Source organism: Nocardia sp. N2S4-5, from assembly GCF_044628355.1.
In the GTDB taxonomy this organism is placed as follows: domain Bacteria; phylum Actinomycetota; class Actinomycetes; order Mycobacteriales; family Mycobacteriaceae; genus Nocardia; species Nocardia wallacei_B.
In genome coordinates this window covers 2,234,160-2,256,871 of record NZ_JBIUPM010000001.1, presented here as the reverse complement: position 1 = coordinate 2,256,871, position 22,712 = coordinate 2,234,160, and the positions used below count along the sequence as shown (strand labels likewise).

Annotated in this window: 19 protein-coding genes and 2 pseudogenes; 11 read left to right on the top strand and 10 right to left on the bottom strand. The window is 69.8% G+C overall.

Features of this window, described 5'->3' with window-relative positions:
* Positions 1-170 precede the first annotated feature (170 nt).
* The 3 genes from ACFMRZ_RS09900 to ppgK form a co-directional block, all read right to left on the bottom strand.
* Positions 171-1,760 carry a Na+/H+ antiporter gene (locus ACFMRZ_RS09900; protein WP_280363226.1) on the bottom strand — a complete coding sequence of 530 codons (1,590 nt, stop codon included), beginning with the start codon at positions 1,758-1,760 and terminating at the stop codon, positions 171-173.
* A 255-nt stretch (positions 1,761-2,015) separates the two neighbouring features.
* Positions 2,016-3,398, bottom strand: coding sequence for an RNA polymerase sigma factor (locus tag ACFMRZ_RS09895; protein ID WP_280272049.1), 1,383 nt, complete (start codon positions 3,396-3,398; stop codon positions 2,016-2,018).
* A 184-nt stretch (positions 3,399-3,582) separates the two neighbouring features.
* Positions 3,583-4,341: a polyphosphate--glucose phosphotransferase gene (gene ppgK / locus ACFMRZ_RS09890; protein WP_400178838.1), complete on the bottom strand. Its 759-nt coding sequence runs from the start codon at positions 4,339-4,341 to the stop codon at positions 3,583-3,585.
* A 223-nt stretch (positions 4,342-4,564) separates the two neighbouring features.
* Between ppgK and ACFMRZ_RS09885 the strand changes: the two genes are divergently transcribed.
* Positions 4,565-5,422, top strand: a complete 858-nt coding sequence (locus ACFMRZ_RS09885) for an inositol monophosphatase family protein (RefSeq protein ID WP_400182817.1) — start codon at positions 4,565-4,567, stop codon at positions 5,420-5,422.
* A 4-nt stretch (positions 5,423-5,426) separates the two neighbouring features.
* Here the strand turns inward: ACFMRZ_RS09885 and cei are convergent, their stop codons facing one another.
* Positions 5,427-6,104: an envelope integrity protein Cei gene (gene cei, locus ACFMRZ_RS09880; RefSeq protein ID WP_280272046.1), complete on the bottom strand. Its 678-nt coding sequence runs from the start codon at positions 6,102-6,104 to the stop codon at positions 5,427-5,429.
* 464 nt (positions 6,105-6,568) lie between these two features.
* Between cei and ACFMRZ_RS09875 the strand changes: the two genes are divergently transcribed.
* On the top strand, positions 6,569-6,871 hold the full coding sequence (locus ACFMRZ_RS09875; RefSeq protein WP_280272045.1) for a DUF4193 domain-containing protein: 303 nt from the start codon (positions 6,569-6,571) through the stop codon (positions 6,869-6,871).
* A gap of 102 nt (positions 6,872-6,973) precedes the next feature.
* Here the strand turns inward: ACFMRZ_RS09875 and ACFMRZ_RS09870 are convergent, their stop codons facing one another.
* Positions 6,974-7,459 carry a DUF3093 domain-containing protein gene (locus ACFMRZ_RS09870; protein WP_400182816.1) on the bottom strand — a complete coding sequence of 162 codons (486 nt, stop codon included), beginning with the start codon at positions 7,457-7,459 and terminating at the stop codon, positions 6,974-6,976.
* A gap of 133 nt (positions 7,460-7,592) precedes the next feature.
* On the opposite strand from ACFMRZ_RS09870, the gene dut reads away from it, so the two are divergent.
* Positions 7,593-8,132 carry a dUTP diphosphatase gene (gene dut / locus ACFMRZ_RS09865; protein WP_280272044.1) on the top strand — a complete coding sequence of 180 codons (540 nt, stop codon included), beginning with the start codon at positions 7,593-7,595 and terminating at the stop codon, positions 8,130-8,132.
* A 1,184-nt stretch (positions 8,133-9,316) separates the two neighbouring features.
* Positions 9,317-10,105: pseudogene (locus tag ACFMRZ_RS09860) on the top strand (DUF3710 domain-containing protein); the annotation flags it as partial.
* Positions 10,106-10,132: 27 nt separating this feature from the next.
* Here ACFMRZ_RS09860 and ACFMRZ_RS09855 read toward each other — a convergent pair.
* Both ACFMRZ_RS09855 and ACFMRZ_RS09850 read right to left on the bottom strand, forming a co-directional pair.
* The gene (locus ACFMRZ_RS09855; RefSeq protein ID WP_400178837.1) at positions 10,133-10,570 is read right to left on the bottom strand and encodes a nuclear transport factor 2 family protein; all 438 of its coding nucleotides are present in this window, start codon (positions 10,568-10,570) and stop codon (positions 10,133-10,135) included.
* Positions 10,571-10,646: 76 nt separating this feature from the next.
* Complete coding sequence (locus ACFMRZ_RS09850; protein ID WP_400178836.1) at positions 10,647-11,363, bottom strand: alpha/beta fold hydrolase; 717 nt, start codon at positions 11,361-11,363, stop codon at positions 10,647-10,649.
* A 270-nt stretch (positions 11,364-11,633) separates the two neighbouring features.
* Here ACFMRZ_RS09850 and ACFMRZ_RS09845 point away from each other — a divergent pair.
* The 3 genes and pseudogenes from ACFMRZ_RS09845 to ACFMRZ_RS09835 all read left to right on the top strand — a co-directional run bounded on the left by ACFMRZ_RS09845 (position 11,634) and on the right by ACFMRZ_RS09835 (position 13,678).
* Positions 11,634-12,058: pseudogene (locus ACFMRZ_RS09845) on the top strand (OB-fold nucleic acid binding domain-containing protein).
* A gap of 3 nt (positions 12,059-12,061) precedes the next feature.
* The gene (locus ACFMRZ_RS09840) at positions 12,062-12,820 is read left to right on the top strand and encodes a DUF3159 domain-containing protein (protein WP_342213851.1); all 759 of its coding nucleotides are present in this window, start codon (positions 12,062-12,064) and stop codon (positions 12,818-12,820) included.
* Between the two features lie 264 nt (positions 12,821-13,084).
* Entirely contained in the window at positions 13,085-13,678 is a 594-nt protein-coding gene (locus tag ACFMRZ_RS09835; protein ID WP_280272051.1) for a sigma-70 family RNA polymerase sigma factor, read from the top strand.
* Here the strand turns inward: ACFMRZ_RS09835 and ACFMRZ_RS09830 are convergent.
* Positions 13,675-14,355, bottom strand: coding sequence for a potassium channel family protein (locus tag ACFMRZ_RS09830; RefSeq protein WP_400178835.1), 681 nt, complete (start codon positions 14,353-14,355; stop codon positions 13,675-13,677). The two genes, ACFMRZ_RS09835 and ACFMRZ_RS09830, sit on opposite strands and share 4 nt — an antisense overlap.
* Positions 14,352-15,098, bottom strand: a complete 747-nt coding sequence (locus ACFMRZ_RS09825) for a potassium channel family protein (protein WP_400178834.1) — start codon at positions 15,096-15,098, stop codon at positions 14,352-14,354. Before ACFMRZ_RS09825 ends, ACFMRZ_RS09830 begins: the two co-directional genes overlap by 4 nt.
* Before the next feature lie 157 nt (positions 15,099-15,255).
* Between ACFMRZ_RS09825 and ACFMRZ_RS09820 the strand changes: the two genes are divergently transcribed.
* Positions 15,256-17,247 carry an APC family permease gene (locus tag ACFMRZ_RS09820; RefSeq protein WP_280366082.1) on the top strand — a complete coding sequence of 664 codons (1,992 nt, stop codon included), beginning with the start codon at positions 15,256-15,258 and terminating at the stop codon, positions 17,245-17,247.
* Between the two features lie 127 nt (positions 17,248-17,374).
* On the top strand, positions 17,375-18,703 hold the full coding sequence (locus ACFMRZ_RS09815; protein ID WP_400178832.1) for a class I SAM-dependent RNA methyltransferase: 1,329 nt from the start codon (positions 17,375-17,377) through the stop codon (positions 18,701-18,703).
* 243 nt (positions 18,704-18,946) lie between these two features.
* Here ACFMRZ_RS09815 and ACFMRZ_RS09810 read toward each other — a convergent pair whose 3' ends face one another.
* A complete protein-coding gene (locus ACFMRZ_RS09810; protein WP_400178831.1) occupies positions 18,947-19,621 on the bottom strand; it encodes an SIMPL domain-containing protein in 675 nt (224 codons plus the stop codon).
* 239 nt (positions 19,622-19,860) lie between these two features.
* On the opposite strand from ACFMRZ_RS09810, the gene dxs reads away from it, so the two are divergent.
* Both dxs and ACFMRZ_RS09800 read left to right on the top strand, forming a co-directional pair.
* Positions 19,861-21,750, top strand: a complete 1,890-nt coding sequence (gene dxs / locus ACFMRZ_RS09805) for a 1-deoxy-D-xylulose-5-phosphate synthase (protein WP_400178830.1) — start codon at positions 19,861-19,863, stop codon at positions 21,748-21,750.
* 132 nt (positions 21,751-21,882) lie between these two features.
* On the top strand, positions 21,883-22,686 hold the full coding sequence (locus ACFMRZ_RS09800) for an enoyl-CoA hydratase (RefSeq protein WP_400178829.1): 804 nt from the start codon (positions 21,883-21,885) through the stop codon (positions 22,684-22,686).
* Positions 22,687-22,712: the final 26 nt, after the last annotated feature.

The following is a 22,712-nucleotide window of genomic DNA, read 5'->3' as shown; positions in this document are numbered from 1 at the left end:
CTGGTAGTAAATTTGCAGCAGAACTATTAGGGAAATTAGCTGAGTTTGCTGGACCGGATGCGCGCAGGTAGCGGGCGTGTCGAAACCCGACGCCACCGCCTGATCCGATGTTCACCCCCCTTGACACACGCGAGGCGACTGGCAAACCGACCGCACCGCTTCATGAATCCCTACATCGGGGACATCGGCCGCAGATCCAGCCGATGCATCATTCGATCGACCAGGTCGGGCGGAATGCCAGGTTCGCGGCGGGCGGCCAGCGCCTCGGTGCGGCCCGCCTCGAGCACCTCGTTGCTGATGGCCCGCATCTTGCCGGTGAAACGCAGGCTCCGGTCGACCGACTTGCTGTCGTCGGCGGCCTCGGCCGCCTCCGGATCCGCGCGGACCAGGCGCCGTTCGAACCCCTCACGCATGCGCTGATAGATCTCGTCGGGCAGATCCTCGCTGTCGGCGATCTCCTCGAGCCGGGCCAGTTCGGCGCGCAGGATGCGAGTCCACAAGCGGCGCTCCAGCATTCGCTCCTGCTCGGTGTCGGCCTGCACGTGGGTGCCGCGCACCACGGCGGGCAGCGTCGGTCCCTGCACCAGCAGCGTGAACAGCACCACGGTGAACGCGATGAACAGCACCTCGGCCCGTCCCGGGAAGTCCGCGCCCGCGTCGGTCGTCAGGGGCAGCGCCACCGCCAGCGCGACGGTGACCACGCCGCGCATCCCCGCCCACCACGTCACGACCGACTCGCGCCAGGTGTGCGGCTCGTCGGTGTCGCGGCGACCCCACCAGCGCTGGAACACCTCGGTGGTGATCAGCAGCCAGACCAGGCGCAGCAGCACCACCACGGCGACCACCGCGGCCGCGCCGCCCAGCAGCCGCTGCCAGTCCGGTCCCGTCGCGGCCAGGATGGTGGTGAGTTCGAGACCGATCAGGCCGAAGGCCACGCCGGTCACCAGCAGGTCGATCACATCCCAGAACGAATCGCCGACGATGCGGTACGCGCTGTCGCTGAAATCCGCCGCCGCGTCGGTGAGGTACAGCGCGCACACCAGCACGGCCAGCACCGCCGACCCGTGCCACGCCTCCGCCAGCCCGTACGCGGCGAACGGCAGCAGCAGGCCGAGCGCCACCTGCCAGGCGGCCTCACTCAATGTGCGCATCAGGCGACTTCCGGCCCAGCCCAGAGCGAGCCCGACCGCGATCGCCACCACCGCCGACACCAGGAAATCGAGCGCGGTGTGCCAGGCCGAGAATCGCCCGGTGACCACCGCCTGCACCGCCACGTTGTAGAGCACCACCGCCGTGACATCGTTGAACAGACCCTCGCCCTCCAGCACCGCGACCAATCGGCGCGGCAGCCCCAGCCGATCGGCGACCGCGCTGGCCGCCACCGGATCCGGCGGCGCCACCACCGCGCCCAGCGCCACCGCGGTAGCCAGCGGCACGCCCGGATACCAGGCGTGGAACACCGCCGCCACCGCCGCGGCCGTGGCGATCACCAGCCCGACCGCGCGCAGCAGGATCGGCCCGGCATTGGCCGCGAACTGCTGCCACGAGGTCCGCCGCGCGGAGGCGTACAGCAGCGGCGGCAATACCAGCGGCAGGATCAGTTCGGGGTTGATATCGAGGTTGGGCACGGCCGGAATCACCGCGAGTGCGAGGCCGAATACCGTCATCAGTACGGCCGGTGCGAGTCCGATTCGGCGACCCAATGGTTGCGCGAGGATGGTCGCGAACGCCAGCACGAATATCAGCACCAACTGGGTCATGTGTTTTTGGCCTCCGCTTCGCTTCGGCGGCCGGGGGCCTCGTGACCCCGGGCCTTCCCTCCTCCGCTCCTCCGCTTCGCTCCCCCGCTCCGTCAGTCCAGGCCCGGGGCGGCCCCCGGTGGGAGGGTGCACTTTTGGATGAGGGAAGCGTGGGTCGTGTCGTTGTGCTTGCGGGGCAACCGCCTTGGCAGTATTGCCGGTGAATGCGAAACGCCGCCGGAGTTCCGGCGGCGTTTCGCGTATCTGGTGCTTGCTCTAGTCCAGGTAGTCCCGCAGGACCTGGGAGCGGCTGGGGTGGCGGAGCTTGCTCATGGTCTTCGACTCGATCTGGCGGATGCGCTCTCGGGTGACCCCGTACACCTGGCCGATCTCGTCGAGGGTGCGGGGCTGGCCGTCGGTGAGGCCGAAGCGCAGCCGGACCACGCCCGCCTCGCGCTCGGAGAGCGTCTCCAGGACCGACTGCAGCTGATCCTGCAGCAGGGTGAAGCTCACCGCGTCGACCGCGACGACCGCCTCGGAGTCCTCGATGAAGTCGCCTAGCTGGGAATCGCCCTCGTCGCCGATGGTCTGATCCAGCGAGATGGGCTCGCGGGCGTACTGCTGGATCTCGAGGACCTTCTCCGGGGTGATGTCCATTTCCTTGGCGAGTTCCTCGGGCGTGGGCTCGCGGCCCAGGTCCTGCAGCAACTCGCGCTGGATACGGCCCAGCTTGTTGATGACCTCGACCATGTGCACCGGGATGCGGATGGTGCGGGCCTGGTCGGCCATCGCGCGGGTGATGGCCTGCCGAATCCACCAGGTGGCGTACGTGGAGAACTTGTAGCCCTTGGTGTAGTCGAACTTCTCGACCGCGCGGATCAGGCCCAGGTTGCCCTCCTGGATCAGGTCCAGGAACGCCATGCCGCGGCCGGTGTAGCGCTTGGCCAGCGAGACCACCAAGCGGAGGTTGGCCTCCAGCAGGTGGTTCTTGGCGCGGTTGCCGTCGCGCATGATCCACTGCAGATCGCGACGGCCCTGCACCGGCAGCTTCTCGCCCTTGTCGGCGAACTCGCGCAGCTTCTCGGTGGCGTAGAGCCCGGCCTCGATGCGCTTGGCGAGTTCCACCTCCTCCTCGGCGTTGAGCAGCGCGACCTTGCCGATCTGCTTGAGGTAGGCGCGCACCGAGTCGGCGGAAGCGGTGAGTTCGGCGTCCTTGCGGGCCTGCCGGAGCGCCTCGGACTCCTCCTCGTCCCAGACGAAGTCGCCGGAGGCCTTGTCCTTCTCCGTCGGCTCTTCGGCCTCGGCTTCCTCATCGTCGGCGACGGTGACCTCCTCGGCGATCTCGGTCTCGTCGGTCAGGTCGTCGTCGGTGACTTCCAGACTGTCCAGATCGTCGAGTTCGATCGACTCGTCGTCGATGGTCTCGTCGGTCTCGTTCTCGGCGCCGGGCGCGCCCTTCTTCGCCGCGGCCTTCTTGGCCGGCGCCTTCTTGGCCGCCGCCTTGGCCCCGGCCTTCTTGGCGGGAGCCTTCTTCGCGGCGGTCTTCTTGGCGGGAGCCTTCTTGGCGGCAGCCTTCTTGACCGGCCGTGCTGCGGTGCTGTCGATGGAGTCGGCGGCCTCGGCCGATTCGGCGGTCTCTCGGGTATTCGTGGCTACCACGTACGCCCTTTCGTGACGGTCTCGTGCGGCGTCACGCCAGAGTGATCTTCCGGCGGAGCGGTTCTGTCGGGGTTAAACCCGGCTCTCCGGCCGGGGTCGGTTTCCGGCTCACCGCCGGTCATGCGTTCCATTGTAACGATCCGGGCGGAGTGCGATGCCGCAGCCTCGCTGGTTGCCGGGTCGATCACGGTGCGATCCCGGCGTCGACGGCCATCGCGGCGCCCACGATTCCCGCCGTGTTGCGCAGATCCGCCGCCACCACCGGAGTCCGGTTGCCCAGCAACGGGATCCAGTGCTCGGCGTCGCGACTGATGCCGCCACCGGCCACGAAGACGTCCGGCCACAGCAGGTTCTCGAGGGTGACCAGCACCTTGGTCACCTGAGCCGACCACTCCTTGTACGACAGCTTCTTTCGTTCCTTCACCGACGAAGCGGCGCGGTGCTCTGCTTCCTTGCCGTCGACCAGGATGTGGCCGAATTCCGTATTCGGCACCAGCGTGCCGTGGTACAGCAGCGCCGAGCCGATGCCGGTGCCGAAGGTCAGCAGCATGACCAGCCCGTCGATCTTGCTGGCCGCGCCGTACCGGTCCTCGGCCATCCCGGCGGCGTCGGCGTCGTTGAGCACGACCACGTCGCGGCCGCCGAGCGCCGCGGAGAACAGCAGCCGGGCGTCGGTGTCGATCCAGGCCTTATTGATATTGGCGGCGGTGCGGGCCACGCCGTTGACCACCACGCTGGGCAGTGTGAGACCGACCGGCCCGCCCCAGTCCGCCTGGGCGACCAGTTTCGCGACCGTTTCGGCGACGGCGTTCGGGGTGGACGGCTGCGGTGTGGCGATCTTGATGCGCTCGTGCGCGAGTTCGCCGGTGGCGAGGTCGACCACCGCGCCCTTCACCCCGCTACCCCCGATGTCGATACCGAATGCTTGCCCCCGAGCGGACATTGACAGTCTCCTCGTTTCCCTGTGGCGCCGGCCCTGATCGCAGGTGCGCGCGGCACGATACACGGCGTTGTGTGACGGGTTCGCACGACCACCGGATCTGTGTCGTGCCCGACAAGCCTAATGCGCGGGGCGCGGGATCTGTGCTGCGATGGATGTCGTGCGCGATACGAATCCCTCACCGTCCGCCGCCGTCACCGACCCAGCCCGGCCCGCTCCGGACCCGATCGACCCCGCGGAGATCGCCGAATTACGCCGTGTCGCAGTGCATCTCGCGCACACCGCGGCCGCCCATGTGCGCGCCCGCCGGCCCGAGGTCTTCGGGTCGGGCGAGGACGCGCAGGACGCGGTGCGGGCCAAGAGCTCGCCCACCGATCCGGTCACGGTCGTCGACACCGAGACCGAGCAGCTGATCCGGCGGTTGCTCGCCGACCTGCGCCCGGGCGAGCCGGTGCTGGGGGAGGAGGGCGGCGGCAGCCTGGGTGCGGATCGGCAGGTCGTCTGGGTGGTCGACCCGATCGACGGCACCGTGAACTTCATGTACGGGATCCCCGCCTACGCCGTCTCGGTGGCCGCCATGCGCGGCGGGCGGTCGCTGGCCGGCGCGGTGGCCGACGTCGCCGGCGCGCAGACCTACAGCGCCGGACTGGGCGCCGGCGCCACCCGCACCGGACCGGACGACATCGCGATCCCGTTGCGCTGCAACGAAGTCGACTCGGTCGCCATGACGCTACTGGCCACCGGCTTCGGCTACGGCGCGGCGCGGCGGGCCCGGCAGGGACGGCTGATCGGCGAACTGCTCCCGCACGTGCGCGACATCCGCCGCATCGGCTCGGCGGCGCTGGACCTGTGCATGGTCGCCGCCGGCCGGGCCGACGCCCACTACGAACACGGGCTGAACACCTGGGACTGGGCGGCGGGCGCGCTGATCGCCGCCGAGGCCGGCGCCCGGCTGGTGCTGCCGCCGGCGGGTACGGTCAGCAAGACCGGGGAACTGGTGGTCGCCGCCGCGCCGGGCATCGCGGAAGAATTGCTCGAATTGTTCGACCGGCTCGGCGTGTCGGAGGCGATTCCGGAGAGCTGACGCCTCAGCAGGTGCCCTTGCGGGCGGCGTCGAGCAGGGTGGAGTCGATCGCCGGTCCGCCGGGCGCCGGGTTCTTCAGCGACCGCAGCACCTCCTCGGCGTCGGTCGACGGGCGCACCTCGTTGCCGAACAGCGAGCCCAGCGCCAGATCGACGGTGTCGTCGTTGCGCTTGTCCTCGACCAGCTCCGCGCAGGGGGAGACCAGTTGCACCGCCGCGGCGGCCGGGCGGCCGTTGACGCCGAAGCGAATCTGCCCGGTGCACACCAGATCACCGTTGAGGTAGACCGGATCGTTGGCGAACTGCGGCGCCGGCGGGCTCGCGAAGCCGAGATCGCTGAGGCGAGAAGCGATGTGCTCGGCCAGGCCGCGCTGTCCGGAAGCGTTGTAGACGCGCACCTTCGACTGGGTCAGCGGCGCCGGTTCCACATCCTGCAGGCGCGACGGCGAGACCCGCTGGCCCAGCGGCGCCGGCTGCGGGGCATTCGGATCGGCCACCGGCGACGGCGAATTGCACGCCATGGCCGCATGGCTCTTGCTCTCGGTCGTCAGGGCCTTGATCCACACGATCGCGCAGATCAATGCCAGGATCGCGACGAGCGCGACCCAGGGTTGGTACCGGCGGCGCAGGAACGGGCGCCCTTTGTCGTCGACGGCGCTGCCTTCGGTGATCAGTGAAACCACACGCACACCTTACGAGTTCGGCTCGCACAATCCCGCATGCGGACACCGGGAGTGGCGGCGCGCGCGGCGCGAGGGGCAGGTGTGCGACAGATATCGCAGGGGTAACGATTCGTCGGACGCTCGGGCACGAAATCGGCACTGTCCAGGGGAGGCGATGACGATTACCCCTCAGTTTCGACGCGCTCGGGTTTTGATTGCGACTTTTGCCTCGGTGTCCGCTATTGTCTGGCGGCTGATTCGAATCGACAGATGTGAATCAGGGCGGAGATTTCGGGAACAACCAGGACATGTCCTGCGTTGACCGAGCGCGATCCGGTACAGGTCCACCAGATCTGGCCCGGTCGGCGACCGGTGTACACGTGACGTACACCACCGGCGGGGCGGCGTCGCCGAGCCGATTCCCAGGAATCGGCCCAGGTGGGGCCGGTCCGGGATATACGGAGTAAGGACGAGGGGAAGACGACATGGCAACCGACTATGACGCACCGAGGCGTACCGAAACCGACGAGGTGTCGGAGGACTCGCTGGAGGAGCTGAAGGCTCGTCGCAACGAGGCCGCGTCCGCCGTCGTGGATGTCGACGACAGCGATACCGCGGAATCGTTCGAACTTCCCGGGGCGGACCTGTCCGAGGAAGTGCTGTCGGTTCGGGTGATCCCGAAGCAGGCCGACGAGTTCACCTGCTCGAGCTGTTTTCTGGTGCATCACCGCAGCCGGCTCGCCAGCGAAGCGGGCGGTCAGCTGATCTGCATGGATTGCGCAGCCTGAGTATTCAGCGGATAGAACTACCATCACTCCGCGCTCGGCAGCCCCGGGCGCGGCCGGAATATGCGCGTGCCCGGCGCAGCCTGGCCGGCCGGCGTCTGCCGGTCAGCTCGCGTCGCGCACGCCGAGCGCTTTCAGCACCCGGTCGGGCCGGCGCGTACTGACCAACCAGTACGGTGCCGGATCGTCCGGGTCGTCGAGTACCAGCAGCAACAGGGGCCCGATCCAGGGCCGATGCTGAACATAGGCGGCGGGGTCGAGCTGCCTGCCCAGCGCCGCACTCTTCGCGCTGGTCGGGACCGCCGCTGCCCGGGCCACATACGTTACCGGCAAATGTGCCCGGTCCGCTCGTAATTCGATCGTTCCACCGGCATCCGGTCCGACCTCGACGCGATGCCGGCTCAGCCACAGCAGCGCCCATACCGGGACCGGGAGCAGCAGCACGTACGGCAGCCAGGCCCGAATGCCCGGCGCGCCCATGTGCACCTCCGCGGCCAGCAGGCCCGCGATGGCCAAGCCCACCGGCCACCACCACAGCGGCACCCACAGACGTTCCGTGTAGGCGGGGGTGGCGTTCGGGGGTCGGTTCATGGCCTCGGATGCTGCGGCGGCTGGGGTGGCATCGGGGGTCGGCGCGGACTGGTCGGGCACCACATCAGACTAAGTCAGCGCGCGGCGCCGGAGTGCGGCGGGAGCAGGTCGTTCCGCTGGTCGCGCTCCGGCCATGTCGCTGTCGGAGCGGTACGCCGACCGCGTAGGCTCGCTGTACGTGACCGGTATTCCACCTATCTCCCTGCTGCGGCTCGATCCCGGCATTCCTGTCCCCACCCGCGCGCACCCGGGTGACGCGGGCGTGGACCTGTGCACCACCGAGGACGTCATCCTGGAGCCGGGGGAGCGGGTGCTCGTCGGCACGGGTATCGCCGTCGCACTGCCGATCGGCACGGTCGGTCTCATCCATCCGCGATCCGGGCTGGCCGCCAAGACCGGGCTGTCGATCGTCAACACCCCGGGCACGGTCGACGCGGGGTATCGGGGCGAGATCAAGGTCTGCCTGATCAACCACGATCCGCGCACTCCGATCGAGCTGCGCCGCGGCGACCGGATCGCGCAGCTGCTGGTGCAGCGGGTCGAGCTGGTCGATTTCGTGGAGGTCGAGGAACTCGACGACACCGCGCGGGGCGCGGGTGGATACGGGTCCAGCGGCGGGCACGCCAGTCTCGCCGCTGACGCCGCCGGCGCGGGCGCCGGCAAGGAGGCATGACGATGTTCGGACGCAAGCGCAGACGCGACGACGACGCTCCCGCCAGAGGTCACTACGACGACGACACCTGGTACGACGAGGACGAATACGACGCCGAGGCGGAGTACGAGGAGTACGAGGACGACTACGACGAGTCGACCTACCGCACCGACGAGACGCCGGTCTACCGCACCGACGAGACCCCCGCCTACCGCACCGGCCAGCAACCGGCCTACCGCACGGGCCAGCAGCCCGCGTACCGCACCGGCCAGCAGCCCGCCTATCGTCCCGGCGAAACGCCCGCCCCTCTCACCGGGGAGCAGCCCGCGTATCGGCCGGGCGAAGCACCTGCCCACCGCACGGGGGAACAGCCTGCCTACCGGCCAGGCGAAGCACCTGTTCGCCGCGTTGGGGAGCAGCCTGCGTATCGGCCGGGAGAGACCCCTGCCCGTCACACCGGCGAGCAGCCTGCGTATCGGCCGGGCGAAGCACCTGTCCATCGAACTGGGGAACAGCCTGCGTATCGGCCGGGCGAGACGCCTGCCCGTCACACCGGGGAGCAGCCCGCGTATCGGCCGGGCGAAGCACCTGCCCACCGCACCGGGGAACAGCCCGCTTATCCGCCGATCCAAACTCCTGTCCACCGCACCGGTCGGCGTGGTGAGATCCCTCCGTACGGCACTGGGGAGCAGCCTGCGTATCGGCCGGGTGAGGCTCCTGCGCCTCGTGCTGGGAAGCGGCCTGCGTATCCGCGGGGTGAGACGCCTCCGCCTCGCACCGGCGAGCAGCCTGCATTCCGGCGTGGTGAGACACCTGTGCCTCGCACTGGCGAGCAGCCTGCTTATCGGCCGGGCGAGACGCCCGCTCACCGGACCGGGGAACAGCCCGCTTATCGGCGCGGGGAGGGACCCGCACAGCGGACCGGGGCGCAGCCTGCCTATCGGCCGGGCGAGGCGCCCGCTCCGCGCTCCGCGCAACAGCCCGCTTATCGGCCGGATGAGCCCGCCCGTCGGCCGAGGGAAACCCCCGCTCCTCGAACCGGCCGCCAGCCCGCATACCTGGCGGATGATGAGGCCGCCCCGCGGACGGGTCAGCAACCGGCCTACCGGACCGGCCAGCAACCTGCGTACCGGACCGGCCAGCAACCGGCCTATCGGACCGGCGAGCAGCCCGCCTATCGGACCGGCGAGCACCCGGCCTATCGGACCGGGCAGCAGCCCGCCTACCGCGAGGACGACTACGACGACGACGCCTGGCCCGGCCAGGAACACGACACCGATCCGTCCGGGCGCACCGGGCCCTACGACTACGAGGATGTCGCCGACGTACTCGAGGATGTCGGCGATCAGCGACTGGACCTGGGCTCGGTAATCCTGCCCGTCCCCGAGGGCGGCCAGCTCCAGGTGGAGATGACGCCCGACGGCACGCCACAGGCCGTCCACCTGGCCACCGAGCACGGCCGCCTGACCGTGGCCGCCTACGCCGCGCCGAAGTCACCCGGGCAGTGGCGCTCGGTCGTCAACGACCTGCGCGACTCGCTACGCAAGGACGGCGCGCAGGTGTCGGTCCAGAACGGCCCCTGGGGCCGAGAGCTACACGCCGTCACCCAGGGCGCCGACCTGCGCTTCATCGGCGTCGACGGATATCGCTGGATGCTGCGCTTGGTCGCCGCGGGCCCCTCGGGTTCGGTGGACGAGGGCACACCACTCGTCCAGGCGGCCCGCGCCATCGTCAGCGAGACAGTGGTCCGCCGCGGCGAAGAACCGCTCCCCGTCCGCGAGCCCCTCCCCGTAGTCCTCCCACAGGAACTCGCCGACCAGCTCACCGCGGCCCACCAACAACAGGTCGAAGCACAAGAACAGGCCCGAGCCGCCCAGGTAGCAGAAGCCCAAGCCCACGCCACCGGCCAATACCCCACCATCACCCCCGACGAACCCCCCCAACCCCGCCGCGGCACAGAAGGCTCCGCCATGCAACAACTCGGCCTCAACTAACCCACCCCGCCTCGGCCCCACCGTCGTTCAGCGTTGGGGGTCGAAGGCTCGGGCTACGGCGAGGCTGTCTTCGTAGACGTGGTTGCGGGTGATCAGACCGTTTTCGACGGTCACGTGCAGGACGAAGCGGGCTCGGTAGGGGCGGCCGGTGGGGCGGGCGGTCTGCCGGATCTCGCCCAGGACCACCGCATCGGGACCGTCGACGAGGATGCGCTCGACCTCGGTCGCGGCCTCTTCCGGGATGTGGTGGCCGCGCAGTTGCCGGTAGTGGTCGGCCGCGTCGGCGCGGGTGCTGCGGTGCACGATCCACGGCGTGGCGTCGCGGCCGTGTTCGTCCGCGGGCCAGCTCAGCTTCCAATCGTATTCGGGCGCATACAGTTCGGCGATCCGATCGGGGTCACCCGCGGCCATGCGGCGCAGCAGTTCCTCGACGGTGGCGCGGGTGGTCGGGCCTTCGGTGATCATGCCGATCACGATGCCGGACACAGATGCGGTGGTCGATTACCTCACGGGTAATACCCTTGGACCACAGCGGGTTCGGTCAGCGGTGCGTGGCGTGCCGCCCGGCCAAGCGGGCCAGGCCGCGGCACCCCAGGATGCCGGGATCGGCGCCCAGTTCGGCGAGGGTGATGCGGTGCAGTTCGGACCGCGGGATCAGCGCCGCCCAGCGTTCGGCGACCGCGAGCGGATGCACCGGATCGTCCACTGCCGTCACGATGGTCGCCGGAACACTCAGCCCCGCAAGGGTTTCCGGAGTCGGCCACGGATAGGCCGCGGCTTCCTCCAGCGCCTCGGGCAGGTGCGGCCACTGGGCGGTCCAGGACTGGGTGAGGGCCGCGGCCAGCCAATCCGGGCTGCTGTCGCGCATACGTCCGACGACCGCCTCGAGCCCGTCGGCGCGCAGCTGCGCCGCGGTGGTCGCGGCACTGAGCGCCGCCGGGCAGCCCCCGGCGTCGTCACCGGTCCACGCGGGCAGCGCGGCGATCACGCCGAAGGCCGAATCCGCCCGCGCGCGAGCCCATTCGACCGCGATGGCGGCGCCGAGCGAGATACCGGCCGCGAGCACCGGCCCCGACCGCGCCGCGGTATCCAGCGCGGCGCGGCAGCTGGCCACCACCGCGCGCGGGTCGGGCTCCACCGCCAGGAACGGCAGATCCAGTGCGGCACAGGCGGGTCCGAAGGCGCGACGGGCGAAGTCGGCGTCCGAGCCGGTACCGGGCAGGGCGACGACGAGGGCCGGGCGGGGTAGATCGGGCACGCGCCGAAGCCTACGCGGCGGGGGCGCCGATTCCGGGGAGGGCGGGTGCGTTGCCGCCGGCGATCCGGGCCTCGTGGTGACCTGGGCCACCCTCTCGAGCTTCGAGGTGGAAAACCGCTGCACATTGGGTATCCACGGATGTGGGCGGCCTCGCGTGGCGAGGGGTCGAACGTCCATCTACAGTTGGCGATATACGGCCGCTCGGCCGGTCGTGTGGGAAACCCGACGACGTGGAGCCCACGCCGTCTGCAGTGCAGGAAGTGTTGCAAGATGCCTTTCACAGGCGGAAACAAGGCAGGATCCGGGACTGCCGGGCGCAAGGCGGGTCCCGACAGCGGGTACTTCCGTCGCCTGGGTCGTAGGTTGACCGCCGATCTGGACCACCTCGACGCCGAGGAACTGGCCGAGACCTCCGAAGCCTCCGGCGCCTGCCGGGCAGACGAATGCCGACGTGGTGAGGAGGTCACCATGCTGGGCAAGCTGCGCAGCGTGGAGGCGTGTCCGAAGGCCGCGGGGGCGAACTGCAGGCCGAGTTCTTCGACGGCACCGACGCGGTGACACTGGTATGGATCGGGCGGCGGCGCATCCCCGGGATCGATCCGGGACGCCGTATCCTGGTCCGCGGCCGCATCGGGGAGCGTGATGGGGCCAAGGTGATCTTCAACCCCTACTACGAACTACGTGAGAACTCCTGACGCATGCCGATTCCCAGCAGCGACGACCGGGCCGACCGCTCCGCCGTCGTAGACAGCGAACGGTCCGCCCGCGCGGACGACGCGACATACGACCCCGAACCCGGCGAGCCCGAGCCCACCGGCCCCCTGGAACAGACCCTGCTGGAACAGTTGGGCGGCTTCAGCGGCCTGATCTACTCCACGCTGCCGGTCCTGGTGTTCGTCCCGGCCAACGCCCTGTGGGGCCTGACCGCGGCGATCTGGTCGGCGCTCGGCGTCGCGGCGGCGATCCTGGTGTGGCGGCTGATACGCCGCGATCCGGTGCAGCCGGCGATCTCCGGTTTCATCGGCGTCGGCGTGTGCGCGTTCATCGCCTACCGAATGGGCGCGGCCAAGGGTTTCTTCGCGTTCGGCATCTGGGCCAGCCTCGTCTACAGCGGTGTGTTCCTGGTGTCGCTGCTGGTGCGCTGGCCGCTGGCCGGAGTGATCTGGGGATGGCTCAACGGGCACGGCACCGACTGGCGTTCGGACCGCCGGGTGATGCGCCTGTACGACCTGGCCACCGTGGTGTGGGTGATCGTGTTCGGCGCCCGCTACCTGGTGCAGTCCCAGCTCTACGACCATGACGCCACGGGCATGCTGGCCGTGGCCCGCATCGCGATGGGCTGGCCCCTGACCGCCCTCGCGCTCCTGGTCACCGTGTGGGCCGTGCGCAAGGCCGGACATCTGCCGCGCTCCAGCCGCGGCGGCGAGCCGGCCGCCGGCCGTCATCGGGTCGACTGACCGTCCGCCCCCGCCGAACCGGGCGTTTCGATCATGAACCGAAACGCCGATAGCCCCGAACATCCTGGTGTGCCCACACCTTTGGGGGCCCCGCGCGCAACCAGGTGGGGATGAACCCACCCCTGGGGTACCTATTTCGCGACCGCCGTTCATCGCAGGATTCTTGGTAAGACCAGCGATCGGCGAAAGGATCCGCCAGTGGGTACCGAGGGCAACACGGTGGCAACACAGGACCGGCCGAAGCGTCGCGGCACCCGGTCACCGATGGCCACCGCCGCCGGTTCGGAGAGCCGCAGGGCCGCGGCCGAACTGGATCGGTTGATCGGACCGGCCGCCGCGGGCGACCGGCAGGCGGTCACCGAGATCATCAAGATCGTCCAGCCGCTGGTGCGGCGGTACTGCGCGGCCCGCATCGGCAGCGGCGGGCACCTGCACGTCACCGCCGAGGACATCGCCCAGGAGATCTGCATCGCGACCGTGCAGGCCATTCCGCGCTACCGCGATCAGGGCAAGTCGTTCCTGGCGTTCGTCTACGGCATCTCGGCCAACAAGGTCGCCGACGCCTTCCGCCGCGCCCAGCAGCAGCCCGCCTATCCCGTCGCCGAATTCCCCGACCAGCCCTCCACCGCGGCGGGCCCGGAGGAGATGGCGCTGGTGTCCGAGCGCCGCCGGGCCACCCGCGAACTGATGAAGGTGCTGGCCCCCGCCCACCGCGAGGTGCTGGTCATGCGCATCGTGCTGGGCTGGACCGCGGCGCAGACCGCCGAGGCCATCGGCACCAGCCCCGGCGTGGTGCGGGTGATGCAGCACCGGGCGCTGAACAAGCTGCGCGCCGAGCTGAAGATCTCCCGCTCTTAGTCGACGCGCTCGCCGATACCGTTGACGCCCAATGATTTCCGCAGTTCGTCCTCCGCCTCCACCGAGGTCACGAACAGCAGCTCGTCCTCGCCTTCGAGCGGATCGTCGGCCTGCGGCACGATGACCCGGCCGCCGCGCAGGATCGTCACCAGGGCGGCGTCGCGGGGAAGCTTCAGCGTCCGAACGGCCTTGCCGGCCAGCGGGGTGTCGGCCGGCAAGGTGATCTCGACCAGATTGGCCTGCCCTTGACGCAGCGTCATCAGCCGCACCAGATCACCGACCGACACGGCCTCCTCGGCCAGCGACGCCAACAGCCGCGGCGTGGACACCGCCACGTCCACGCCCCACGAGTTGTCGAACAGCCACTCGTTGCGCGGGTCGTTGACCCGGGCCACCACCCGCCGGACCCCGAACTCGGTCTTGGCGAGCAGGCTGAACACCAGATTCGCCTTGTCGTCACCGGTGGCCGCGATGACCACCTCGTATTCCTGCAGCCGGGCCTCCTCGAGCAGTTCCAGCTCGCAGGCGTCGCCGTGCACCCAGGTCGCCGCGGGGACGGCCGCCGGATCGACGTGATCAATACGGCGCTCCAGCAGCATCAGCTCGTGGCCGCCGCGGATCAGTTCCTGGGCGATGGATCGGCCGACCGCGCCGGCACCGGCGATCGCTACCTTCACGACTTGTCCTCGCTCGACGGTGGATCGGCGGCCAGCGCGGCGGCGGCGCCGACGCTGCCGGAAGTGGCCGCGACATAGACGATGTCGTCGGCCTGCAGCACGGTCTTGTTGCCGGGCAGCACGCCCTGTCCGAACCGGATGAGGAACGCGACGCGGGCGCCGGTCGCCTCCTCCAACTCTCGCACGGTACGCCCGTACCAGTCCTCGTGCAGGTCGAGCGCGGTGACCGCGACCGTCCCGGTGGGGTCGCGCCAGGTGGCGCCGTCCGCCTCGTTGAGCAGGGCGCGCAGGAAACGGTCGGTCGTCCACGGCACGGTCGCGATGGTGGGGATGCCCAGGCGCTCGTAGACGGCGGCGCGCTTGGCGTCGTAGATGCGCGCCACCACGCGCTCCACGCCGAAGTTTTCCCGCGCCACCCGCGCCGAGATGATGTTGGAGTTGTCGCCGGAGGAGACCGCCGCGAACGCACCGGCCCGCTCGATGCCCGCGCGCAGCAGCACATCCCGATCGAAGCCGACGCCGGTGATCCGTTCCCCGCCGAAGTCCTTGCCCAGGCGCAGGAACGCGCTGGAATCCCGGTCGATCACGGCCACGTCGTGACCGACCCGGTCCAGGGCGCGGGCGAGTGCGGAACCCACTCGCCCGCACCCCATGATCACTACGTACACCCTGCCAACCCCAATTCCCGAAAACCGTGATGTGCGGTCTGGTTCCCTGTGGGTGGAACCGTACCCGCTGACCATCGACCACAGCCACGTTCCCCCTCCGTCCGCCCTTCAAACCCGCCGCAGGGCATGGCGGGTGCGGTCGGCATCCCCGGAGCAACCGTCGCGCGGCGCGCGAGAATCGAGGCCACGGCGGCTGGGCGCGGGTGGGCGGGACTGCCTTATGCTCGCAGGAGTGTCCAAGTTGACGACGGCCGCGAAGCGAATGGTGGTCGGCCGCCCATTCCGCAGCGATTCATTGGGTCATACGCTGCTGCCCAAGCGAATCGCGCTGCCGGTATTCGCCTCCGATGCCCTGTCCTCGGTGGCCTATGCCCCCGAGGAGATCTTTCTCGTCCTGTCCACGGCGGGTCTGTCGGCCTACGTGTACGCGCCGTGGGTCGGGCTGGCGGTGGCGGCGGTGATGGCGGTCGTCGTGGCCAGCTATCGGCAAAACGTGCACGCCTATCCGTCCGGTGGCGGTGACTACGAGGTCGCCACGGTGAACCTCGGGCCGACAGCGGGTTTGACGGTGGGCAGCGCGCTGCTGGTCGACTACGTGCTGACCGTCGCGGTATCGATCTCCTCGGCGGCGTCGAATATCGGTTCGGCGGTGCCGTTCGTCGATACCCACAAGGTGTTGTTCGCGGTCGTGGCGATCGTCGTGCTGACCGCGATGAATCTGCGTGGCGTGCGGGAGTCCGGGACCATGTTCGCCGTCCCGACCTACGCGTTCATGGTCGGCATGTTCCTCATGCTGGCGTGGGGATTCGTGCGGATCGAGGTGTTCGGTGACGAGGTGCACGCCGAATCCTTCGGGTTCGCCCTGGAGGGCGAGAACGCGCATCTGCAGGGCATCGCCTTCGCCTTCCTCATCGCGCGGGCCTTCTCGTCCGGCTGTGCAGCACTGACCGGTGTCGAGGCCATCAGCAACGGGGTGCCGGCGTTCCGGAAACCCAAGTCCCGCAATGCCGCGACCACGCTGCTGATGCTCGGGCTGGTCGCGATCTCGCTGCTGATCGGCATCATCCTGCTGGCGCGCCGGATCGGCCTGGTCTACGCGCACGACGCCGCCGATCTGGTCGGCGCGCCGCCCGGTTATCAGCAGAAGACGCTGATCGCGCAGCTGGCGCACGCGGTGTTCCAGGGCTTCCCGGCCGGGTTCTATTTCCTGACCGTGGTGACCGCGCTGATCCTGGTACTCGCGGCCAATACCGCGTTCAACGGATTCCCGGTGCTCGGCTCGATCCTGGCGCAGGACCGGTTCCTGCCGCGCCAGCTGCACACGCGGGGGGATCGGCTCGCGTTCAGCAACGGCATCCTGTTCCTCTCCGGCGCCGCGATCGCGTTCGTGGTGCTGTTCGGCGCCGAGGTGACGCGGCTGATCCAGCTCTACATCGTGGGCGTGTTCGTGTCGTTCGTGCTGAGCCAGACCGGCATGCTGCGGCATTGGACCAGGTTGCTGCGCACCGAGACCGATCCGGCGCTGCGGCGGCGCATGATGCGGTCGCGGGTGATCAACGGCATCGGGCTCACCATGACCGGCGCGGTGCTGATCATCGTGCTGCTCACCAAGTTCCTGGCCGGCGCCTGGATCGCCATCGTCACCATGGCGGCGATCTTCGTGCTGATGAGAATGATTCGCCGCCACTACGATTCGGTGTCGACCGAACTCGACGAGCAGACCTGGGACGGGGTACTGCCCAGCCGCACCCACTCCATCGTGCTGGTGTCGAAGCTGCATCTGCCGACCCGCCGCGCGATCGCCTACGCGCGCGCGACCCGGCCGGACATGCTCGAGGCGGTCACGGTGAACGTCGACGAGGCCGACACCCGCCAGCTGGTGCGGGAGTGGGAGAAGAGCGATATCCCGGTGCCGCTGAAGGTGGTCGAGTCGCCGTACCGCGAGATCACCAAGCCTGTAGTGGATTACGTCAAGCGCGTCCGCAAGGACGCGCCCCGCGACGTGGTGACGGTATTCATCCCCGAATACGTAGTCGGGCACTGGTGGGAACAGTTGCTGCACAACCAGAGCGCCCTGCGCCTCAAGGGCCGGTTGCTGTTCGAACCCGGCGTGATGGTGACCAGCGTGCCGTGGCAGCTGAGTTCCTCCTCGGCGAAGGCCGGTCAGGCGGGCATCGAGAGCGCGCCCGGTGCGGTGCGCCGAGGTTACGGCGAGCGACAGTGACGGGACAGCGTCCGAGGTACGAGGACGGCGGTGTCGCGAGGTTCGCGGGCCGATGCTGCTCCGGGTGGTACCGGCCTGCGCGCCGGTGGTGTGACGACCGCCCGTCCGTCGTGTCGGTGGGTGGGCGATGAGCGCCGGGCGTGGAAGTGATTGGGAGGGGGAGGTTTTCGAGGTTCGGTTGGGTGCGCCCGGGCACGGTGGATTCTGTGTCGCGCGCTACGAGGGGCGGGTGCTGTTCGTGCGGCACGGACTGCCGGGGGAACTGGTGCGGGCGCGGGTGACCGAGGATCGCGGGAAGTCGTTCTGCCGGGCCGACGCGGTCGAGATTCTGGAGGCGTCGCCGGATCGCGTGCCCGCAACGTGCTCGGTATCGGGCCCGGGCGGGGCCGGTTGCTGTGACTTCTCCTTCGCGACTCCCCGTGCGCAGCGGGAACTGAAGGCCGCCGTGGTCGCCGAGCAGTTGCGCCGGGTGGCGGGCTGGGAGACCGAGGTCGAGGTGGAGCCTATCCCTTTGGGCGGCAGTGTGTTCGAGCAGCGGCCGGACACACAGGACGCGCAGGGGGCCGGTGGGTGGCGGACTCGGGTGCGGTTGGTTGTCGATGCGGACGGGCGCGCGGGGGTGCACCGGTATCGCAGCACCGATGTGCTGGCGGATCTGCGCTGCCCGCAACCGGTTTCGGGTGTCATGGACGGCATTGCCGAGCGGACGTGGACGCCGGGCGCGGAACTCGTCGTTGCCGTCGACGGAGACGGCCTGCGGCACATCGTGGAGCTGGCGCCCACGCGACAGGGTGGTCGCCACGGCGGAGATCGGCGCAGCACCGCGGCGCGGCGGGCGGCGGCGCACGCGGCCCGGCCCGAACGGATCGTCGAAGGCAGCGGGCGGGCGGTCCAGTACGTGGCCGGACGACGCTGGGAGGTGTCGGCGACCGGTTTCTGGCAGCCGCATATCGGTGCGGCGCAATGCTATTCCGATGTGGTCGCGGAATGGTCGGCGGCCGAGCCCGGCGCCACGACGTGGGATCTCTACAGCGGCGCGGGCGTATTCGCCGCCCGTCTCGCCGAGCAGGTGGGGGTCACAGGTGTGGTGCACGGCGTCGAATCCGCGCGCTCGGCGGTGGCCGACGGCACCGCCGCACTGCGCGATCTGCCCACGGTCGGCCTGAGCGCGCAGCGCGTGGAACGCTGGCTGACCGACCGAACCGATTCGCCCACACCACAAGTCGTCGTCCTCGACCCGCCACGCGCCGGTGCCGGGAAGGACGTGATCACCGCCCTGGCCGCCGCCACCCCCGCCCGCATCGTCCACATCGGCTGCGACCCAGCCGCTTTCGCCCGCGACATCGGCCTCTACCGCACAGCGGGCTACCACGTCACCCACCTCCGCGCCTTCGACGCCTTCCCCGCCACCCACCACGTCGAATGCCTCGCCCTCCTGGAGCGCACCAGTCCCTGATTGCCACCCCATTCCTACGGCGCAAGTACGGCAAGGTGTCCTGAGCCCGCTCCACGGCCGGCGACTCATGCGCGAATTCGGCTACGAGGTCGCCAGCCGGCACGGCGAGCGTGGCCTCACTGAATCCGCGTGGAGGGCCTGGCTGGGCCCGGTGGCTGAATTGTGCCGAGCGGTCGGGCTCAATCGTGTGGAGGTGACCGCTCGGGTAACTCGTCGCACTGGCGGCGGCGGTTGTTGTGCCTGTCAGTCCAGAAGCCAGGTGGCGCGGAGGGTGGCGGAGAGTTCGGATTCGCCGTATTCGATGGGGACGGGGGAGGCCGGGGCGGCCATCGCGACCATTTTGAACTCGGAGCCGCCGAGCGGGGCGGGGGCGGCGGTGGTGTTCTCGGTGATCTCGAGCACGGGGCCCAGGGCGCGGCCGGCGCGGGCGGCGTAGCGGGTGGCCTTGGCGTGGGCGTCGTCCCAGGCGGCGTCGCGGGCGCGCACCAGCAGGGTTTCGGTGTCGGCGAAGGTGAGGTTCAGCCCGCCGAGACGGACGTCGTCGCCGCCCGCCTCGACGGCGTGGGCCACCACGGTCGCCGGATCGGGATCGCCGGAGTCGGTCCGGTCCGTGCGCAGCGACACGGTCAGCGCGGTGGTCGCGACGTAGCCGGTGATGCGGGAGCCGCTGTCCTCGGTCCACGTGGTCTCGGTGCGGACCGACAGCCCGCTGGTGCCGATGTCGGTGGAGCGCACGCCGTCCCCGCGCAGCGCGGCGGTGACTGCCGCGGTGCGCTCACCGGCCTGGCCGTAGGCGAGCGCGACCGTGCTCGCGCGGGTCTCGATGGAGATCGACACCCGCATCAGGTCCGGCGTGCCGTGGGCGGTCCCGTGTCCGAAAGTGGTGACGGTGGCGGGGTGGTGTCGGTCGTCGGTCATCCGGCCTCCTGCGTGTGTGATAGGTGCGGCCACCCGGTCCGCCCTCCGACGCGTCCGAGCAGTGTTCTCGATACTGCCCTCTCGCACAGCCGTTGCCCAGCAGGTGGTCCGGTGCGGATATGTCACGCCTCACAACACGCCGCAGTGTCCTGGGCGCGCTTGCCATTCTGGTCATCAGGGTCCTGGACGGCTCCGTAGACTGTCTGAAACTAACGAGCCATCCAGAGGGAGTAATAGCGGTGGGAGTTCTTTCCCGGGTCGATACGCCCGAGGACCTGCGCCGGCTCACGGCGTCGGAGCTCGAGCAACTCGCGGAGGAGATTCGCGAGTTCCTGGTTCGCAAGGTCGCGGTGACGGGTGGTCATCTGGGACCGAACCTCGGAGTGGTGGAGTTGACGATCGCGCTGCATCGAAGTTTCGATTCGCCGGCCGATCCCATCATCTTCGACACCGGCCATCAGGCCTACGTGCACAAGATCCTCACCGGTCGCCAGGACGGGTTCGACACGCTCCGCAAGCAGGGAGGGCTGTCCGGCTACCCGAGCCGGTCCGAGAGCGCGCACGACTGGGTGGAGTCCTCGCACGCCTCGGCCTCGCTGTCCTACGCCGACGGCCTGGCCAAGGCGTTCGCGCTGACCGGCCAGCGGCGGCACGTGGTCGCGGTGGTCGGCGACGGCGCGCTCACCGGCGGCATGTGCTGGGAGGCGCTGAACAATATCGCCGCCGGACCGGACCGCTCGCTGATCGTGGTCGTCAACGACAACGGCCGCTCCTACTCGCCGACCATCGGCGGTCTGGCCGACCGGCTCAGCGCACTGCGCATGCAGCCCGCCTACGAGCAGGCGCTCGACGCCACCAAGCGGTTCGTGCAAGGGATTCCGCACGTGGGCAGCTCGGCGTACTCGATGCTGCACGCACTCAAGGCCGGGATCAAGGACGCGGTGGCCCCGCAGGAACTGTTCAGCGATCTCGGCCTGAAATATCTCGGCCCGGTGGACGGCCACGATACGGCCGCGCTGGAGGCTGCGCTGCGGCGCGCCAAGGACTTCGGCGGCCCGGCCATCGTGCACGTGGTCACGCAGAAGGGGCACGGGTACCGGCACGCCGAGGACCACGAGGCCGATCAGATGCACTCGATCGGCGCCATCGATCCGGCGACCGGTCAGCCGCGCGGCGGCAAGTCCGTCGGCTGGACCTCGGTGTTCTCCGACGAGCTGATCCGCCAGGGCGAGCAGCGCGACGACATCGTCGCGATCACCGCCGCCATGCCCGGCCCGACCGGGCTGACTCCCTTCGGCAAGCGCTTCCCGGATCGCATGTTCGATGTCGGCATCGCCGAACAGCACGCCGTGACCTCCGCGGCCGGCCTCGCTCTGGGCGGGCTGCACCCGGTGGTCGCCATCTACTCGACCTTCCTCAACCGCGCTTTCGACCAGCTGCTGATGGACGTGGCGCTGCTACGCCTGCCGGTGACCCTGGTGCTCGACCGGGCCGGGGTGACCGGCGACGACGGCGCCAGCCACAACGGTATGTGGGACCTGTCGGTGCTGGGGATCGTGCCCGGCATCCGCGTCGCGGCCCCGCGCGACGCGACGACCCTGCGCGAGGAACTGGCCGAGGCGCTGTCGGTGCAGGACGGACCGACCGCCGTCCGATTCCCGAAAGGCGCTGTGCCCGAGGACCTCTCGGCGGTGGAGCGGTTGGACGGCGTGGACGTGCTGCGCATGCCCGAGGGCGGCACCGCGCAGACCGTCCGCGGCGACGTGCTGCTGGTCGCGGTGGGCCCGTTCGCCCAGCACGCCGTGCAGGCCGCGGATCTGCTGACCGCCGAAGGCTTCTCGGTCACCGTGCTGGATCCGCGCTGGGTGCTGCCGGTCTCCGACACGGTGGTGAAGCTGGCCGAGAACTACCGGCTGGTTGTCACCATCGAGGACGGCGGCATGCACGGCGGCATCGGCTGCACGCTGTCGTCGCGGCTGCGCGCGGCGGGCATGGACGTGCCGGCCCGCGATCTCGGTGTGCCGCAGCAATTCCTGGACCACGGCTCACGCGCCCAGATCCATCAGGAGTTGGGTCTCACCCCGGAAGATATCGCCCGTCGGGTCACCGGCTGGCTGGGCGGGATCTGAACCTCCGGGCGGTACCCGGGCTCCGGGTAGCCGTCGGCCGTCGCGTCGTCCGATTCGGCTGTCGGCTCGGGACTTTCGCGAAGATTCTGTAACAGGTTACAGTTCCTTCCCAGTCGTCCGGGAGGTAGTCGCATGTCGTTCGTACTCGTCGAGAAGCCGCGTCCGCAGATCGCGCTGGTCACCCTGAATCGCCCCGAGCGGATGAACGCCATGGCCTTCGACGTGATGGTCCCGCTGCGCGAGACGCTGGAGGCGGTGGCCGCCGACAACGACGTGCGCGTGGTGGTGCTCACCGGCGCCGGTCCCGGCTTCTGCTCCGGGGCAGACCTGCAGGGCGCGGGCAAGGTGCCCAATGTCGGCGGGCTCACCCGCACTACCATCGCGCGCCGCTCGATGGACCTGCTCAACGACGTGATGATCGCGCTGCGCCGCATGCATCAGCCGGTGATCGCGGCGGTGAACGGCGCGGCCATCGGCGGCGGCTTCTGTCTGAGTGTCGGCGCGGACATCCGCCTCGCCGCCGAGGGCGCCTATTTCCGCGCGGCGGGCATCAACAACGGGCTCGCCTCGACCGAACTGGGCATGAGCTATCTGCTGCCACGGGCTATCGGCGCGTCGCGGGCCTTCGAGATCATGCTGTCCGGCCGCGACGTGGACGCCGCCGAGGCCGAGCGCATCGGCCTGGTCTCGCGCACAGTGCCCGCGGAGGAACTCCTCGACGCGTGCTACGACCTGGCGGAGCGCATCATCGGATTCAGCCGGGTCGGCACCGAACTCACCAAGCGCATGCTGTGGAGCGGAATGGAGGCAGGCAGCTTCGAATCCCACATGCAACACGAGGGCACAGCACAGTTGTACGTCCGGCTGACCACGGAGAACTTCGACGAGGCGATCCGCGCCCGCCGAGACCGCCGCACCCCGGTGTACGAGGACTGAGCAGTCGCTCCACGGCGGCAAGGCGG

Bases quoted from the DNA above. Each gene is read 5' to 3' on its own strand.
- ACFMRZ_RS09855 (WP_400178837.1), bottom strand. From the start codon at position 10,570: ATGATCACCGAAGGCCCGACCACCCGCGCCACCGTCGAGGAACTGCTG.
- ACFMRZ_RS09825 (WP_400178834.1), bottom strand. From the start codon at position 15,098: ATGGTCAGCGGGTACGGTTCCACCCACAGGGAACCAGACCGCACATCA.
- ACFMRZ_RS09835 (WP_280272051.1), top strand. From the start codon at position 13,085: ATGGCCACCGCCGCCGGTTCGGAGAGCCGCAGGGCCGCGGCCGAACTG.
- ACFMRZ_RS09840 (WP_342213851.1), top strand. From the start codon at position 12,062: ATGCCGATTCCCAGCAGCGACGACCGGGCCGACCGCTCCGCCGTCGTA.
- dut (WP_280272044.1), top strand. From the start codon at position 7,593: ATGTCGCTGTCGGAGCGGTACGCCGACCGCGTAGGCTCGCTGTACGTG.
- ACFMRZ_RS09875 (WP_280272045.1), top strand. From the start codon at position 6,569: ATGGCAACCGACTATGACGCACCGAGGCGTACCGAAACCGACGAGGTG.
- ACFMRZ_RS09810 (WP_400178831.1), bottom strand. From the start codon at position 19,621: ATGACCGACGACCGACACCACCCCGCCACCGTCACCACTTTCGGACAC.
- ACFMRZ_RS09870 (WP_400182816.1), bottom strand. From the start codon at position 7,459: ATGAACCGACCCCCGAACGCCACCCCCGCCTACACGGAACGTCTGTGG.
- ACFMRZ_RS09900 (WP_280363226.1), bottom strand. From the start codon at position 1,760: ATGACCCAGTTGGTGCTGATATTCGTGCTGGCGTTCGCGACCATCCTC.
- ACFMRZ_RS09800 (WP_400178829.1), top strand. From the start codon at position 21,883: ATGTCGTTCGTACTCGTCGAGAAGCCGCGTCCGCAGATCGCGCTGGTC.
- ACFMRZ_RS09815 (WP_400178832.1), top strand. From the start codon at position 17,375: ATGAGCGCCGGGCGTGGAAGTGATTGGGAGGGGGAGGTTTTCGAGGTT.
- ppgK (WP_400178838.1), bottom strand. From the start codon at position 4,341: ATGTCCGCTCGGGGGCAAGCATTCGGTATCGACATCGGGGGTAGCGGG.